14 protein-coding genes, 1 tRNA gene and 1 pseudogene are annotated in these 12133 nt (G+C 68.2%); 7 read left to right on the top strand and 9 right to left on the bottom strand.

The window, feature by feature from the left end; genetic code table 11:
* The first annotated feature begins 18 nt into the window (after positions 1-18).
* A complete protein-coding gene (locus JOF41_RS29795) occupies positions 19-582 on the top strand; it encodes a shikimate kinase (protein WP_209623377.1) in 564 nt (187 codons plus the stop codon).
* A 6-nt stretch (positions 583-588) separates the two neighbouring features.
* On the opposite strand, the gene JOF41_RS29790 is transcribed toward JOF41_RS29795, so the two are convergent.
* Positions 589-999, bottom strand: coding sequence for a hypothetical protein (locus JOF41_RS29790; protein ID WP_209623376.1), 411 nt, complete (start codon positions 997-999; stop codon positions 589-591).
* Between the two features lie 112 nt (positions 1000-1111).
* Between JOF41_RS29790 and JOF41_RS29785 the strand changes: the two genes are divergently transcribed.
* From JOF41_RS29785 to JOF41_RS29775, 3 genes are read left to right on the top strand one after another with little or no spacing between them, the layout of a single operon-like run.
* Positions 1112-1600: a hypothetical protein gene (locus JOF41_RS29785; protein WP_209623375.1), complete on the top strand. Its 489-nt coding sequence runs from the start codon at positions 1112-1114 to the stop codon at positions 1598-1600.
* A complete protein-coding gene (locus JOF41_RS29780; protein ID WP_209623374.1) occupies positions 1597-1872 on the top strand; it encodes a hypothetical protein in 276 nt (91 codons plus the stop codon). Before JOF41_RS29785 ends, JOF41_RS29780 begins: the two co-directional genes overlap by 4 nt.
* A gap of 48 nt (positions 1873-1920) precedes the next feature.
* Positions 1921-2250 carry a hypothetical protein gene (locus tag JOF41_RS29775; RefSeq protein WP_209623373.1) on the top strand — a complete coding sequence of 110 codons (330 nt, stop codon included), beginning with the start codon at positions 1921-1923 and terminating at the stop codon, positions 2248-2250.
* 4 nt (positions 2251-2254) lie between these two features.
* Here JOF41_RS29775 and JOF41_RS29770 read toward each other — a convergent pair whose 3' ends face one another.
* From JOF41_RS29770 to JOF41_RS29750, 5 genes are all read right to left on the bottom strand, one after another.
* Positions 2255-2875, bottom strand: a complete 621-nt coding sequence (locus tag JOF41_RS29770) for a hypothetical protein (RefSeq protein WP_209623372.1) — start codon at positions 2873-2875, stop codon at positions 2255-2257.
* 183 nt (positions 2876-3058) lie between these two features.
* Positions 3059-3475, bottom strand: coding sequence for an Imm1 family immunity protein (locus JOF41_RS29765; RefSeq protein WP_209623371.1), 417 nt, complete (start codon positions 3473-3475; stop codon positions 3059-3061).
* 3 nt (positions 3476-3478) lie between these two features.
* The gene (locus tag JOF41_RS38705; RefSeq protein WP_372448535.1) at positions 3479-3697 is read right to left on the bottom strand and encodes a DddA-like double-stranded DNA deaminase toxin; all 219 of its coding nucleotides are present in this window, start codon (positions 3695-3697) and stop codon (positions 3479-3481) included.
* 58 nt (positions 3698-3755) lie between these two features.
* Positions 3756-4199, bottom strand: a complete 444-nt coding sequence (locus JOF41_RS29755) for a hypothetical protein (protein ID WP_209623369.1) — start codon at positions 4197-4199, stop codon at positions 3756-3758.
* Positions 4200-4338: 139 nt separating this feature from the next.
* On the bottom strand, positions 4339-4914 hold the full coding sequence (locus JOF41_RS29750; RefSeq protein WP_209623368.1) for a Uma2 family endonuclease: 576 nt from the start codon (positions 4912-4914) through the stop codon (positions 4339-4341).
* Between the two features lie 992 nt (positions 4915-5906).
* Between JOF41_RS29750 and fxsT the strand changes: the two genes are divergently transcribed.
* Both fxsT and JOF41_RS29740 read left to right on the top strand, forming a co-directional pair.
* Complete coding sequence (gene fxsT / locus JOF41_RS29745) at positions 5907-8423, top strand: FxSxx-COOH system tetratricopeptide repeat protein (RefSeq protein ID WP_209623367.1); 2517 nt, start codon at positions 5907-5909, stop codon at positions 8421-8423.
* Between the two features lie 339 nt (positions 8424-8762).
* A complete protein-coding gene (locus JOF41_RS29740; RefSeq protein WP_209623366.1) occupies positions 8763-9410 on the top strand; it encodes an HAD family hydrolase in 648 nt (215 codons plus the stop codon).
* On the opposite strand, the pseudogene JOF41_RS29735 reads toward JOF41_RS29740, so the two are convergent.
* Together JOF41_RS29735 and JOF41_RS38765 are read right to left on the bottom strand one after the other, a co-directional pair.
* Positions 9407-10501: pseudogene (locus JOF41_RS29735) on the bottom strand (NsdA family TPR-like regulatory protein); the annotation flags it as partial. The gene JOF41_RS29740 and the pseudogene JOF41_RS29735 overlap by 4 nt on opposite strands.
* Before the next feature lie 610 nt (positions 10502-11111).
* Positions 11112-11336, bottom strand: a complete 225-nt coding sequence (locus JOF41_RS38765; protein WP_443705761.1) for a DUF7669 domain-containing protein — start codon at positions 11334-11336, stop codon at positions 11112-11114.
* Between the two features lie 269 nt (positions 11337-11605).
* On the opposite strand from JOF41_RS38765, the gene JOF41_RS29730 reads away from it, so the two are divergent.
* Positions 11606-11791 (top strand): hypothetical protein, encoded by a 186-nt coding sequence (locus JOF41_RS29730; protein WP_209623364.1) that lies wholly within the window; start codon positions 11606-11608, stop codon positions 11789-11791.
* Positions 11792-12018: 227 nt separating this feature from the next.
* On the opposite strand, the gene JOF41_RS29725 is transcribed toward JOF41_RS29730, so the two are convergent.
* A tRNA-Gly gene (locus tag JOF41_RS29725) sits at positions 12019-12089 on the bottom strand.
* Between the last annotated feature and the right edge of the window lie 44 nt (positions 12090-12133).

The following is a 12133-nucleotide window of genomic DNA, read 5'->3' as shown; positions in this document are numbered from 1 at the left end:
CCTCGCCACAATCGCTCCGTGAAGCCTTGGATGGTGCTGATCGGACCTGCGGGCGCGGGCAAGACGACCATCGGTGAAGCCGTCGCCGAGGTGACCGGGCGCCCCTTCGTGGACCTCGACGCCGTGGCCGCGCCGTACTACGCGGAAGTCGGCTGGAGCATCGAGAAGCTCGTGCGCCGGATCGAAGCGGTGGGACGGGTCGCGGCCGAACGGGAGTGGGAACCAGCGCGCGCCCACGCCGTCTCCCGCGCCGTCGCCGAACACCCCGGAGCCGTGCTCGCCCTCGGCGCCGGGCACACCAGCTACCGGGACCCCGGTTGCCGCGCCGCCGTCCGCGCCGCGCTGCGGGACTGCCCCGACGTCGTCCTCCTGCTCCCGGCGGCCGATCCCGCGCTGGCGCTGGACGTGCTGCGCAGGCGTTGCCTGGCGGGCAAGGGGAGGACGTGGATTTCCGAGGGGCACGACTTCCTCGCCGAGTGGCTCCACGACGAGGGGACGCGCGAGATGGCCACGCGGACCGCGTTCACCGAGGGGATCAGCCCCGCCGCCCTCGCGCGTGGCCTGTCCCGTTCCTCCGCGTGACGACCACTACGAGGTGGAGTCCGCGTTCCCCGCCCACCCGATCCACGGTTGCGGCTGGTTCGCCGGGTGGGTGCGGGTCAGCTCCGCCGCCAGGAACGCCTGCCGCTGCTCGGCGGCCTCGGCGTCGGGTAACCCGAGCACGTCGGCGATGCGCTGCCACGTCCACCCTTGCCGCCGAGCCTGGTCGATGAAAGCGGGCTCGGACTGGTCGGCCAACCGCCGGTGCGACGCGATCAGGCGATGCCAGCGCGCCATGACCAGGTCGGAGACCTCCTCGGGCTGGTAGCGCTCGACGGCGAGCATCAGACCGCTCAACTGCTCGGCCTCGAGCAGCACCTCGCCTGCGGGCAGATCCCTGAACCAGTCGTCAACGACGGGATCACGTGGCGTGGGACGACCTTTACGGGTGGTAGCCATGCCCCCATAGTGGCGTCATGGTCAACCACCGATCGGGCTCAGCGGTGCGCATGTAACCCCTGTTGGGAAGCACGACATCGCGCCGCAGGGAGTTTTAAAGTACCTTGCAACTATGTCCATCGCCGCCTCCGAGATCAACTTCAGCGATCTGTCCAACAAGCCGGCCGACTCCGTCCGCAAGCTCCAGGAGTCACCGAGCCGGACGCTGCTCGTGCACCGCCGTGGTGATGAGGAAGACCTGGTGCTCACCACAGTCAGCAGAGCGCAGGAGGTGTGTGAGGTCGTCTCCACCACGACGGCCCTCTTCGTGGCGTTGATGCAGCACAGCGAGAGCGTCCGGGATCTGGTGACCGACGTGATGCCCACGGCGCTGCCTTGGGTGCGGTTCCTGCCACGGGAGGACATGCAGGCGTTCGTCGTCGAACTCGTCCGGACTCTGGAAGCAGCCGACTCGCTGGGCACCCCGGCTCCGGTCACGCAGCTCATCAGCGAGTGGCAGCACACGGCCGAGGTCCACGCCGACCCGCGACTCCTCGCAACGCTTCGGCAGGACGGCGAGGACCTCGGTGAGGTTCCCGCACCAGGAGCCACCACCGCGTGAGCCCGAAGAAAGGCGACTCGGTCGCTCCGCCCGCCATCGGCTCGGAGTGGCGCGTTCGCTACTGCACCAACCAGGCCATCAAGGCGGGCAAGCCCACCAAACCCCATCACCAGCTCAAGGGGAGCTTGGCGTACGGAACGCACAACGGGCAGGTCCTGCCCTGCTGGCAGATCGAGGTCACCGGCGGCGACCGCATCTGGTACTTGCTGGACGCCGACAGGCGCACCGTGTGGGTGCAGTACGCCGGGCCTCATCCCAAGGCGACCGAGTGAACATCAGGAATACCCCACATCCGATGAACCTCGGAGGAGGTTGAAGCGATGGCAACTCGGTACTGGGTCGAAGTCGGCTGCGAGGTCCGTCCGCAGACCAGTGAACTGGAGGAGCACGTCCTCGCTGTGATGGACGCACTTCTCGGCGATCCGGGCGCGATCGACCCGGACGTCACAGCGGAGCTGAGCACGAACACCGTCCGCATCGCCCTGGCCGTGGACGCGCGGACCGATCGCGACGCCCTCGACCGCGCCCTCGTGATCACCCGTTCGGCACTCCGCAAGCCCTCCGATCAGGAGGCGTCAAACGGCGGGCTCGTCGTCCTCGACGGCTTCGACGCGCGCGTTCGACCTGCGGAAGCCCTCGGCTCCCGCTGATCGGTCAGCCCGCCTGCACAGGCCAGAGCGCGGCGATCAGCCCCGGCACCGCCGCGTACACCGGGGCGGCCAAGACAGCGATGACCGCCGCCAGCGGAGCCGAGACCAGCAAGTGGGACATTCGGCGGGTGAGCGCGGCGAGTGCCACGAGGGTGAGCACGAGTCCGATCACGAGCACTTCGCGGCTGGTCGAGCCGAACCCCCACAGCAGCGCCGTGATCCCACCGAGCAGGCCGGCCGCGAGCCCGGTCCACACGCCCGCCCAGCGGTGGTGCTGCCCGGCCATGCCCGTCGCGAAGGCCCCGGCCACGCCGACCGCGCCGTGCGCGATGGCCACGAGCGTGACCTGCGGGAGGTAGAGGAGGTAGCTGCGCCCCAGCGCGAGCAGCACCGCGAAGAACGTCCCGCCAACCCCGGTGGCCACCCCGCAGACGATTGCCACGGCGACGCGCGGCGACCGGCTGAACCGCCCGATGAGCAGAGCGGCGAACACCGTCCACAACCCGCTCACCGCGGCGAGCACCGCGACGTGCTTGAGGATCAGCGCCAACGGCACCTGTCCGAGCGCGAGCCCCACCCCGCCGAGCAGCCCACGGCTGAAGTCCCCCCACCGCTTCACAACCACCCCCGGTCCTACCTGTGGCGGAGACGTGCCGGAGTTGATCGAGTTCCGGTCGCAGGGCCTGTCAACAGCAGGATCGCCACCACGTCACGCTTGTCCACAACCCGATGATCCCTGTGACGGCCTTCTGTCGGTGCCCCGTCGCTTGAGTCATGGCCGGTGAGCGCGCCACAGATCGGTGAACGATCAGTCGGTCTCGGTCCAGCTCAAGCCGTCGGGTCGGTCCCCGCGACTGGCCAGCAGTCCCCAAAGGGCCTCGCGGACGAGGGTCAGCGGTACCTCGGCATCCACCGGGAACTCGGCGGCCGTGCCGAAGTAGCCGAAGGAGACGCCCTCCGGGTTCGCCCGCTCGCCTCGGAGGTAGTACGTACCTCCTTCACCGCTGTACCGCACGGCACCGAGGCCGGTCCGCGTGCTGACACCGATGAGCAGCTCATGGCCAGGAAGCTCGTCGCTGTTCTCTTTGACGGCGTAAGCCGTGGCGGCGCTGTACGCCGGGCCGAGCGTCGCCAGCTCGTCAACGAAGGCGTCGACGTCTTCGCGCGTGCGGAGGTGCTTCGGCTCCTGGTCGTGCCGGTAAGCCACATCGAGCACGTACCCCACTGCCTACCGCTCCTTCCCGGTGTAGGTCTTCACGCCACCCGGCCAGTGGACCGTCAGGCTTTGCCCTGGCCGAAGCACCCTCGGCACGATGCGGACACAGGACAACGGGCCGACATCACACGGCCGGTTGTTCACGGCCAACGTAGCGTCAGCCCCCGGCGGCCTCTCGAACCTGAACAGCGACTTGAACCTCGACGTGGTCGGCCACGGTGAGGGTTCCACGCGCGGGAGCAAGGCCGAGACGACGCAGCCCTTCCACGGTTCGCTCGCGCAGTTCACCTCAGCCGCTCGTAACCGGCCCGCGCACCTGGCCGGTGTGGTCAACCCAGTAGCCCGAGGTCTTGCCGCCGGGATCGTCGCGCACGGGCAGCGCCGCGAGCAGCTCGTCCACACGCTTGGGCGTTGGGACAGCCGCAGGCGGCTTGGGCGTTGCGAGCTGCCTCGCGCCATCTGGTGCTTCCCGCGACGTGGTCTGTAGCGCGTGCTGCCCTTCAAGCCGGTTGGCCAGTGCTGTGGCGGACTGCCGGATGCGGGTCAGCTTCTGCTGAAGCTTACCGATGCCGTCGGCTACCTCCTGGAATCGCGCAACGACCTGGCGGAACTCGTCGTCACCACTGCCTGCGGCGGCAAGCTCGATCAGCGCTTTCGCGTCCTCGATCAGGCCGGTCGCGTCAGCCAGCGGCGTGAACGGGAGCTCTTTGACCACTTGGCGCAGCGCTGCCACGACTTCGCCGATACCGGCCAACCCCGCCCCCGTCGCCAAGTCGACCCTGATCCTGGCACGGCTTAGCGATCGTCAGCCGGGAATTCCACCTATCAGGTGATGGAATCGAACCACCTCCACAGCTTGGAAGCTCGATTCGTCAGTGCCTTGGTCGGCGCGAGCCGATGAGATCGGCGGGGTCGAACGTGACGGTCCCACCACCGGGGACGTCGACGGTGCCAGGGGCACCGGCTTGGAGCGTCACGACCTCCACGTACACACCCTGGTCCAACCGGTAGCAGTAGATGACCGGCCCGCCTTCGCGGCCGACCTCCACTCGCCAGAAGGCAGGCACCCCGGCCGCGGCGAAAGCGGCGGGCTTCTCCAACCGATCGCGCCGAGCCGTGGACGGGCTGACCACCTCGACCGCGAGTGCGACCAGCTCGACCTCGATGGTGGTGGTCTCCACCAACTCCGTGCACACCACCACATCGGGGATGTAGCCCAGCCCAGGTGCGACACGCACGCCGACCGCCGTCACGGCTTCCATGCCGCCGTCGGCGACCGCGTCATCGAGCAACCGGCACAGGCGGTCCGCGACGCGCTGGTGCGCGACAGCAGGGGCAGCGCTCACCACGAACCGCCCGTCGACCAGTTCGACGCGGTGGCCTTCGGCAGGCTCAAGGCGCTCCCAATCCTCCAACGTGTAGCCGTCCAAGCGGCGTGCACTGGTCATGGCGTGCCTCCGAGGCGCTGCTGTGGCGAGCACACCCTCAGGCGCGCGAGGAAGATCCGTTGACCTGTGTCCGGGGAGCGTACCGAGCAGGCCCCCGCTCGCGCGGGGAGGGCGCGTCCCGGTCGTGCCGGACATCAGGAGCGGATCACCCCCGCTCGCGCGGGGAGTACACGGACAACCATATGACAGGTAGCGGGCGTGAGTCGCCCCGTACACGTGGGGCCGGTGCGTCGCCGGGGGCGGTTCGGGCTCGAACACGACGAAGGTCCTGGTCGGTGTGACCAGGGCCTTCGCGCTACGAGCGGGTGACGGGAATCGAACCCGCCTCCACAGCTTGGGAACCCGTTCGGCCTGTGCTGGTAGATGCCCTGACCAGGGTCGGGAAGCCGTCGCGGGCAGCCACTGCTGACCGGTGTTGACCTGGGCTTATCGCACGTGTGTTGCACGCCTGGTCGTTGATGGTCCTTGCGCAGGATCTTGCCTGCACCACCGCATCAAGCCTCTGACCTGCGGTTCGCCTGCCTTCACGCCTGGAACGTCGCATCCTGTTCCGTGCAGGTTCCGTGCTGCGACCTGTCCTCTTCGTCTTGAATTACCGGCGGGAAGGTCATCGGCGGTCTCTGTCGAGGTGGGAAGGCCAGTGGCGGTCATGCACGGCTGGTCCGGGTTGCGGCAGTTGCTGTGCTTCGCTGCTGTACTCCAGCTCTCTGACCGAGCGCCGAGTGATTGCCGTATGACCGTCGCCTCGGTCAGGGCCGTTGGCAAGCGCCACGGCGAGAGGTTCCACGCCTCACGACCCTGCTCTGCAGCTCGCGGTGACGCCAGAGCGGGTACGCGTGTGCTTGTCGATGATCCTCACAAGTCGGGCCGGGTCGGATCACCAGGCGCTGTTTCCGCACTATTCGTGCTTGACCGAGGGGATCGGTATCGGTTCGCGTCAGCCCTGGGGGTGTCGTTGGAACGGGGGACGTGTTAGGGCCGATAGTGATGCCATGGCCTCGCGTCAGGTAAAGATCAACGCGGTGGTGGTCGTGCTGGTGGGTGCGGCTGTCGGCGTGGTCACCAACTATGCCTCCGACGAGATCCCCGAGTGGTTCAAGGACCAGACGCGGGTCTGGCTGGTCTTCGGTGTGCTGGTGCTGCTCGCTGTGGTCGTTCAACTCGTGGCATCCCGCGAAAGACCCGAGCGGTCAATGGCGATCGGAAGGGGCAACGGGCGGACCGAGGTGTGGAATGTCCCAGGTCGTAATCCGAACTTCACCGGCCGTGACAGTGACCTGCGGGAGTTGCGGCGGTTGCTCAGGGCGCGGTCGCGGGTGGCGGTGCATGCGGTGCGCGGGATGGGTGGTGTCGGCAAGACGCAGTTGGTGTTGGAGTACTGCCACCGCCACGGCACGCGCTTGGAGGTGGTGTGGTGGATCGCGGCCGAGGAACCGACGCTGATCCCGGAGCAGTTGCGCGGTCTGGGGCGTGCGCTGGACCTGGAGCTTCCCCAGGATGCCAACGACGCGGCACAGGTGGTGGTGTCGCACCTGCGGGGTCTGCGGCGGTGGCTGCTGGTGTTCGACAACGCGGAATCGGTTGCGGACCTGCACCCGTTCCTGCCTTCGGGTGCGGGGCGGGTGCTGGTCACGACGCGGCGTGCGGGGTTCGACACCATCGGCGGGGTGCTCGATCTGGACACGATGCCCCGCCGGGAGTCCCTGGCGCTGCTGGCCAGGCGCGCGCCGGGGTTGACCGGGGCACAGGCCGACGAGTTGGCTGACCTGCTGGGCGACCTGCCGCTGGGGTTGGAGCAGGCGGCCGCGTATCTGGCGAAGTCCCGGATGCCCGCGCACGAGTACCTGCACCTGCTGCGGACTACCCCGGACGGCTTGGCGGACAAGGGAGAGGACGGCCAACGCCGCACACCCGACCGGTCTCTGAACACCCTGTGGACCCTCAGCCTCCGGCGACTCGACCAGTACCACCCCGCGGCGGCGCAGCTGCTGGCGGTATGCGCCTACCTGGCCCCCGACGCCATCCCGTTGGACCTGTTCACCGCCAACAGCACCGCCCTGCCCGATCCCCTCAACGCCGAGGCCGCCACTCCTGAGGGGCTCAGCCACGTCATCGGCGTCCTCACCGACTACTCGCTGGTCAAACGGGACCATCAGACCATCACGGTCCATCGCTTGGTCCAACTTGCCGTACGACGGCACACCACCGCGACCAGCTCCAAAGGCGAGCATGAACAACATTCGCTGGCCTGGGTGATCACATTGCTGCACGCGGACTTGCCAGGGGATGTATATCGGAACCCTCAAGCGTGGCCACGGTGGAGACGCCTGCTGCCCCACGTGCTGGCAGCGTTGAACCACCATCCCGAAATCCCTGGCCCCGCCCCTGCCTCGGCCTCATGGCTATTGGATCGAACCGGTACCTACCTCCAATCAACAGGCCAGTTCAGCCAGGCGCGGCCGCTGTTGGAACGTGCCCTGGCCATCGGCGAAGCCGCTCACGGCCCCGACCACCCGGCCGTGGCCACCCGCCTGAGCAACCTCGCCTTGGTGCTGCGAGACCTCGGCCGCCCGGCCGAGGCGCGGCCGCTGTTGGAACGTGCCCTGGCCATCGACGAAGCCGTCCACGGCCCCGACCACCCCGATGTCGCCACCAGCTTGGGCAACCTCGCCTTGGTGCTGCGAGACCTCGGCCGCCCGGCCGAGGCGCGGCCGCTGTTGGAACGTGCCCTGGCCATCGACGAAGCCGTCCACGGCCCCGACCACCCGGCCGTGGCCACCCGCCTGAGCAACCTCGCCTTGGTGCTGCGAGACCTCGGCCGCCCGGCCGAGGCGCGGCCGCTGCTGGAACGTGCCCTGGCCATCGACGAAGCCGTCCACGGCCCCGACCACCCCGATGTCGCCACCAGCCTGAGCAACCTCGCCACGGTGCTGCGAAACCTCGGCCGCCCGGCCGAGGCGCGGCCGCTGCTGGAACGTGCCCTGGCCATCGACGAAGCCGTCCACGGCCCCGACCACCCGGCCGTCGCCACCAGCCTGAGCAACCTCGCCACGGTGCTGCGAAACCTCGGCCGCCCGGCCGAGGCGCGGCCGCTGCTGGAACGTGCCCTGGCCATCGACGAAGCCGTCCACGGCCCCGACCACCCCGATGTCGCCACCAGCCTGAGCAACCTCGCCACGGTGCTGCAAGACCTCGGCCGCCCGGCCGAGGCGCGGCCGCTGCTGGAACGTGCCCTGGCCATCGGCGAAGCCGTCCATGGCCCCGACCACCCGGCCGTGGCCATCCGCCTGGGCAACCTCGCCTTGGTGCTGCGAGACCTTGGCCGCTCGGCCGAGGCGCGGCCGCTGCTGGAACGTGCCCTGGCCATCGGCGAAGCCGTCCATGGCCCCGACCACCCCGATGTGGCCATCCGCCTGGGCAACCTCGCCTTGGTGCTGCGAGACCTCGGCCGCCCGGCCGAGGCACAACCACTGCTGGAACGCGCGGAGAAAATCCGTTCCTCTCGATAGGTCGATGCCTCAGCCGACCGATTCAACGCGTTCACCGTTAGCCGTGATGATTACACGGTGGCAAGCCTGTGGGCTGGTCGACGCCGCCGAGGCGGCGAGCTGTCCACAGGCGCGGCAGCCGAGCGCCATGACCCGCCCGATCAAGCGGACCACCCCGGCGCTCGCCCCAAGCCGAGCAACCGGTACGGCTGCCCGACTCGAAGTTGAGCGATTCCGCGGCCCCCGCAGGGGGCCGCCTTGATGAAGAAAAGAAACTCTGAACACGCCAGCAGGTCGTCTGGTGCATGCCAAGCCGGTGCCCGTTGCGCTAAGTGGAGGTGGATGCCGTAGGAGTAGGGCATGGTGACTGCGGTGGTGTTCGACGTGGGCGAGACGTTGCTGGACGACTCGCGTGAATGGGGTGCGTGGGCTGACTGGATTGGCGTGCCCCGTCATACCTTCTCGACCGTGCTTGGGGCTGTCACGGCGGCGGGGCGGGACAACGCTGAGACATTCCAGTACTTCCGGCTGGGGTTCGACGTGGCCCATGAGCGCCGGTTGCGTGAAGAGGCCGGGCTGGGCGAGCGCAGCGAGGACGGCGACCTGTACTCAGACGTACGGACCGGCTTGGCGCGGCTGCGCGAGCTGGGCTTGTGGGTGGGCATCGCGGGCAACCAGACCGCTCGTGCGGCGGAACTGCTGCGAGGGTTGGAGCTGCCGGTGGACGGGGTTGCCACGTCGGGTGAGTGGTGCGTGGCCAAGCCCGCTCTGGCGTTCTTCGAGCGGGTTGTGAAGATGACGCCTGCGGCTGCCGCTGGTGACGTGCTCTACGTCGGTGATCATCGGGACAACGATGTGGTGGCGGCCAAGGCGTTCGGGTTGCGGACGGCGTTGATCCGGCGCGGACCGTGGGGGCACCTGTGGGCCGATGACCCCTTGGTTCGTCGCGATGCCGACTGGGTGATCGACTCGCTGCACGACCTGCCCGAACTGCTGCCTGCGCTCTAGACGCGTGCGCTCGTCAGTGGCAGCAGTGCGCCTGAGAGGTCCAGGAAGTCACGGACTGCGGGCGAGTCGTGGTGGTCCCGCAGACGGGTGCGGAGGTCTCCGACCGCCTCTGTCGAACGTGAGGACTTGACCGTGGCCGCGAGCTTGGCGGCGGCCATGCCCGCCGAGGCCGCAGTCTCCAGGTCGTGGTTGTCCAGAGCGGCACGGGAGAGCGCGGCTTGCGCCATGGAGCCCCGGCGGGCGCGGTTCTGGCGCTCGGATTCCGTGATGGACACGCGGGCGAAGTGCGCGGCTTCCTCAGGGCGTTGCAGGTCGCGGAAGACGTGGGCGTACTCGCCGTTGAGGTAGGCCGAGTCGATGAAGCGCGCCCACTCGGGTTCATTGCCGTGGTCGACGCCGGCGAAGGCGGTTTCGGAGAGGTGCACGCTGCGGGTTGCGGCCTTGGCGTCACCCGTGGCCGCTTCGGCGCGGGCCTGGAGCGCCCAGAGGTCGGCCAGGCAGGCGTCGGAGTGACCTCGGGCGAGTCCGGCCCGACCGGCCTTGGCGAGCTGGACGGCGTGGTCGGGGTGGCCGGTGAGGGTGGCCTGGTCGGACAGGCCCGCCAGGACGTGGGCACCGAGTTCGGTGCTGCCTGCGGCCTGGGCCAAGCGCAGGGCCTGGAGGAGGTAGCGCTGGGCCAAGGCGTGTTCGCCGTTGTCGAAAGCCATCCAACCCAACAGGTAGAGCTGTTCGGCGGCTGCCTCGTAGAGGGCGCGGCCGGTGTCGTTGGTCGGGTCGTTGGACTTCAGCAGTGGGACGACCTGGGACGTCAGGTAGGCGGAGAGCTGCTGGCGGGCGTGTCCGCCGCCGCGCATGACGTCCAACTCCTGGAAGACGCCAAAGGTCCGGCGGATCGCCTCGACCTGCTGGCTGTTGATCTTTCCCCTGGCGGTCCCTGCCTCGTCGAGCGTCGCCACCAGCCAGTCACGGCTCGGTGCGACGGATGCGGCGACGCTGAACAGCGCGTTCGCCAGGAAGGTCCTGCGCTCCATGTCGTGCCTCCCGAGTTCGGCCACTGCCTCCACCGTAGAGGGCGGCGATGGGGGTACAGGGGGCCGAGGTTGCCCGTGATTGTGCTTGTGCCGCTTGGGTTTTCACGTCTTGAGGTTGGATGACTCGGCGGAGCGGGTCCACGCCCAGCTCGGCACGACCTTGGTGGCGCTGCGCGAGTCGGACGCGGAGCACGGCTAGGCGCAGGGGATGCCCGAGCACGACGAAGGCCCTGGTCGGTGTGACCAGGGCCTTCGCGCTACGAGCGGGTGACGGGAATCGAACCCGCCTCTCTACAGCTTGGGAACCCGTACGGCACACCCTGGCTGGTGTTCTGGCAGCACGAGGCGGCCGTCACGGGTGTCTGTCACTAACCCGTACTGACCAGGGCTTATCGTATGCGGATTGCACGCCGGGGTGTCGACGAAGATCTTTGCGCAGGATCTGACGGGAGCATCGCAGCAAGTCTCTGACCTGTGGTTCGCCTGCAGTCCCGCCTGGAACACCGCGTCCTGTTCCGTGCAGCGGCCTGACCTCTTCGTCTCGAACTACTGGCAGGGCGTTCGATCTTGGTATTGGCGATGTCAGACGGTTGATGTCGACTGTTCGCGGTCACCTCGGTGGGGCTTGCTTCGCTTTGCCCTACAGCAGCCCCGTGACCAGGTCTTATAGTCAGGAGTCGTTGAGGCGATACCGACCACGCCCATCTCGCACGAGGTCGGCGTAGCGCGTTGCATGATGAGCAGGCGCGTTAGCGCACATCCGTGACACCACGTGAGTCCGGATGGTGCTCTCCGCGTACCGGCTGCCTGCGCGGCGGAGCAGCCGAACAACATCGTCCGGCGTGAACGTCCCATCCGCACTTGCTGCTGAGAGTCGGCATGCAGCGTCCAGCACCTCACCCCGGCAGGACCTCTCAGCCACAGCATGAGAATACGCCGTTCTGCTCAATCGTCCGAGACCAAGCTGTGGCAACCACCTGGGCGAAGTGCGGTCATTGCGGGTTCATCCCCTGCTGGGTTGCCGCGGAGTGTAGCCATACGGTTACCGCATCGACCGGGGATCAGTGGCCGTGCCGATGCCGCTAACGGGTATTGGTATGGGATCGATCTTCCGCGTGCGTGAATCTAGTCGAGCAAGTTCGGGTGCATGCGGAGGTGGGGTCGATGGGGTTGCACGTGCTTCTCCAATCGGAGGAGGACGCGGAGGTGTTCGCCGACCGGTGTCAGGAGCCGACCCGGTTGGCGCCGCTGGACTTCGACGCCCTCACCGCCACGCTCGACACCTCGCCCGAAGAGGGCGCCAAGGCCACCGGTCGTCACGTGCTCAGTGAGCAGTGGCTGTCCGAGTAACCCGACAGGGCAAGGACATGCAAGGAATGAAGCGTGATCAGCACCTGTGAGGTCGACATCTCGACCTACGTCTGGTCCTCACCCGGAAGGCGGCGAAGCGGGTCCACGCCCAGCTCGGCACGACCTTGGCGGCGCTGCGCGAGTCGGACGCGGAGCACGGCTAGGCGCAGGGGACGCCCGAGCACGACGAAGGCCCTGGTCGAGGTGACCAGGGCCTTCGCGCTACGAGCGGGTGACGGGAATCGAACCCGCCTCTACAGCTTGGGAAGCTGTCGTTCTACCAATGAACTACACCCGCGTGGTACTGCGGCACCGATCATACACACACCCTGTCAACCGTGG

This window comes from Saccharothrix coeruleofusca (assembly GCF_017876325.1).
Classification (GTDB): domain Bacteria; phylum Actinomycetota; class Actinomycetes; order Mycobacteriales; family Pseudonocardiaceae; genus Actinosynnema; species Actinosynnema coeruleofuscum.
Note: the sequence above shows the minus strand (reverse complement) of the source record. Positions and strands in the feature narration are given on the sequence as shown.

What these genes read in the sequence shown, in the direction of transcription:
- JOF41_RS29790 (WP_209623376.1), bottom strand. Translation starts at nt 999, where the DNA reads ATGGCTACCACCCGTAAAGGTCGTCCCACGCCACGTGATCCCGTCGTT.
- JOF41_RS29785 (WP_209623375.1), top strand. Translation starts at nt 1,112, where the DNA reads ATGTCCATCGCCGCCTCCGAGATCAACTTCAGCGATCTGTCCAACAAG.
- JOF41_RS29775 (WP_209623373.1), top strand. Translation starts at nt 1,921, where the DNA reads ATGGCAACTCGGTACTGGGTCGAAGTCGGCTGCGAGGTCCGTCCGCAG.
- JOF41_RS29750 (WP_209623368.1), bottom strand. Translation starts at nt 4,914, where the DNA reads ATGACCAGTGCACGCCGCTTGGACGGCTACACGTTGGAGGATTGGGAG.
- fxsT (WP_209623367.1), top strand. Translation starts at nt 5,907, where the DNA reads ATGGCCTCGCGTCAGGTAAAGATCAACGCGGTGGTGGTCGTGCTGGTG.
- JOF41_RS29740 (WP_209623366.1), top strand. Translation starts at nt 8,763, where the DNA reads ATGGTGACTGCGGTGGTGTTCGACGTGGGCGAGACGTTGCTGGACGAC.
- JOF41_RS29730 (WP_209623364.1), top strand. Translation starts at nt 11,606, where the DNA reads ATGGGGTTGCACGTGCTTCTCCAATCGGAGGAGGACGCGGAGGTGTTC.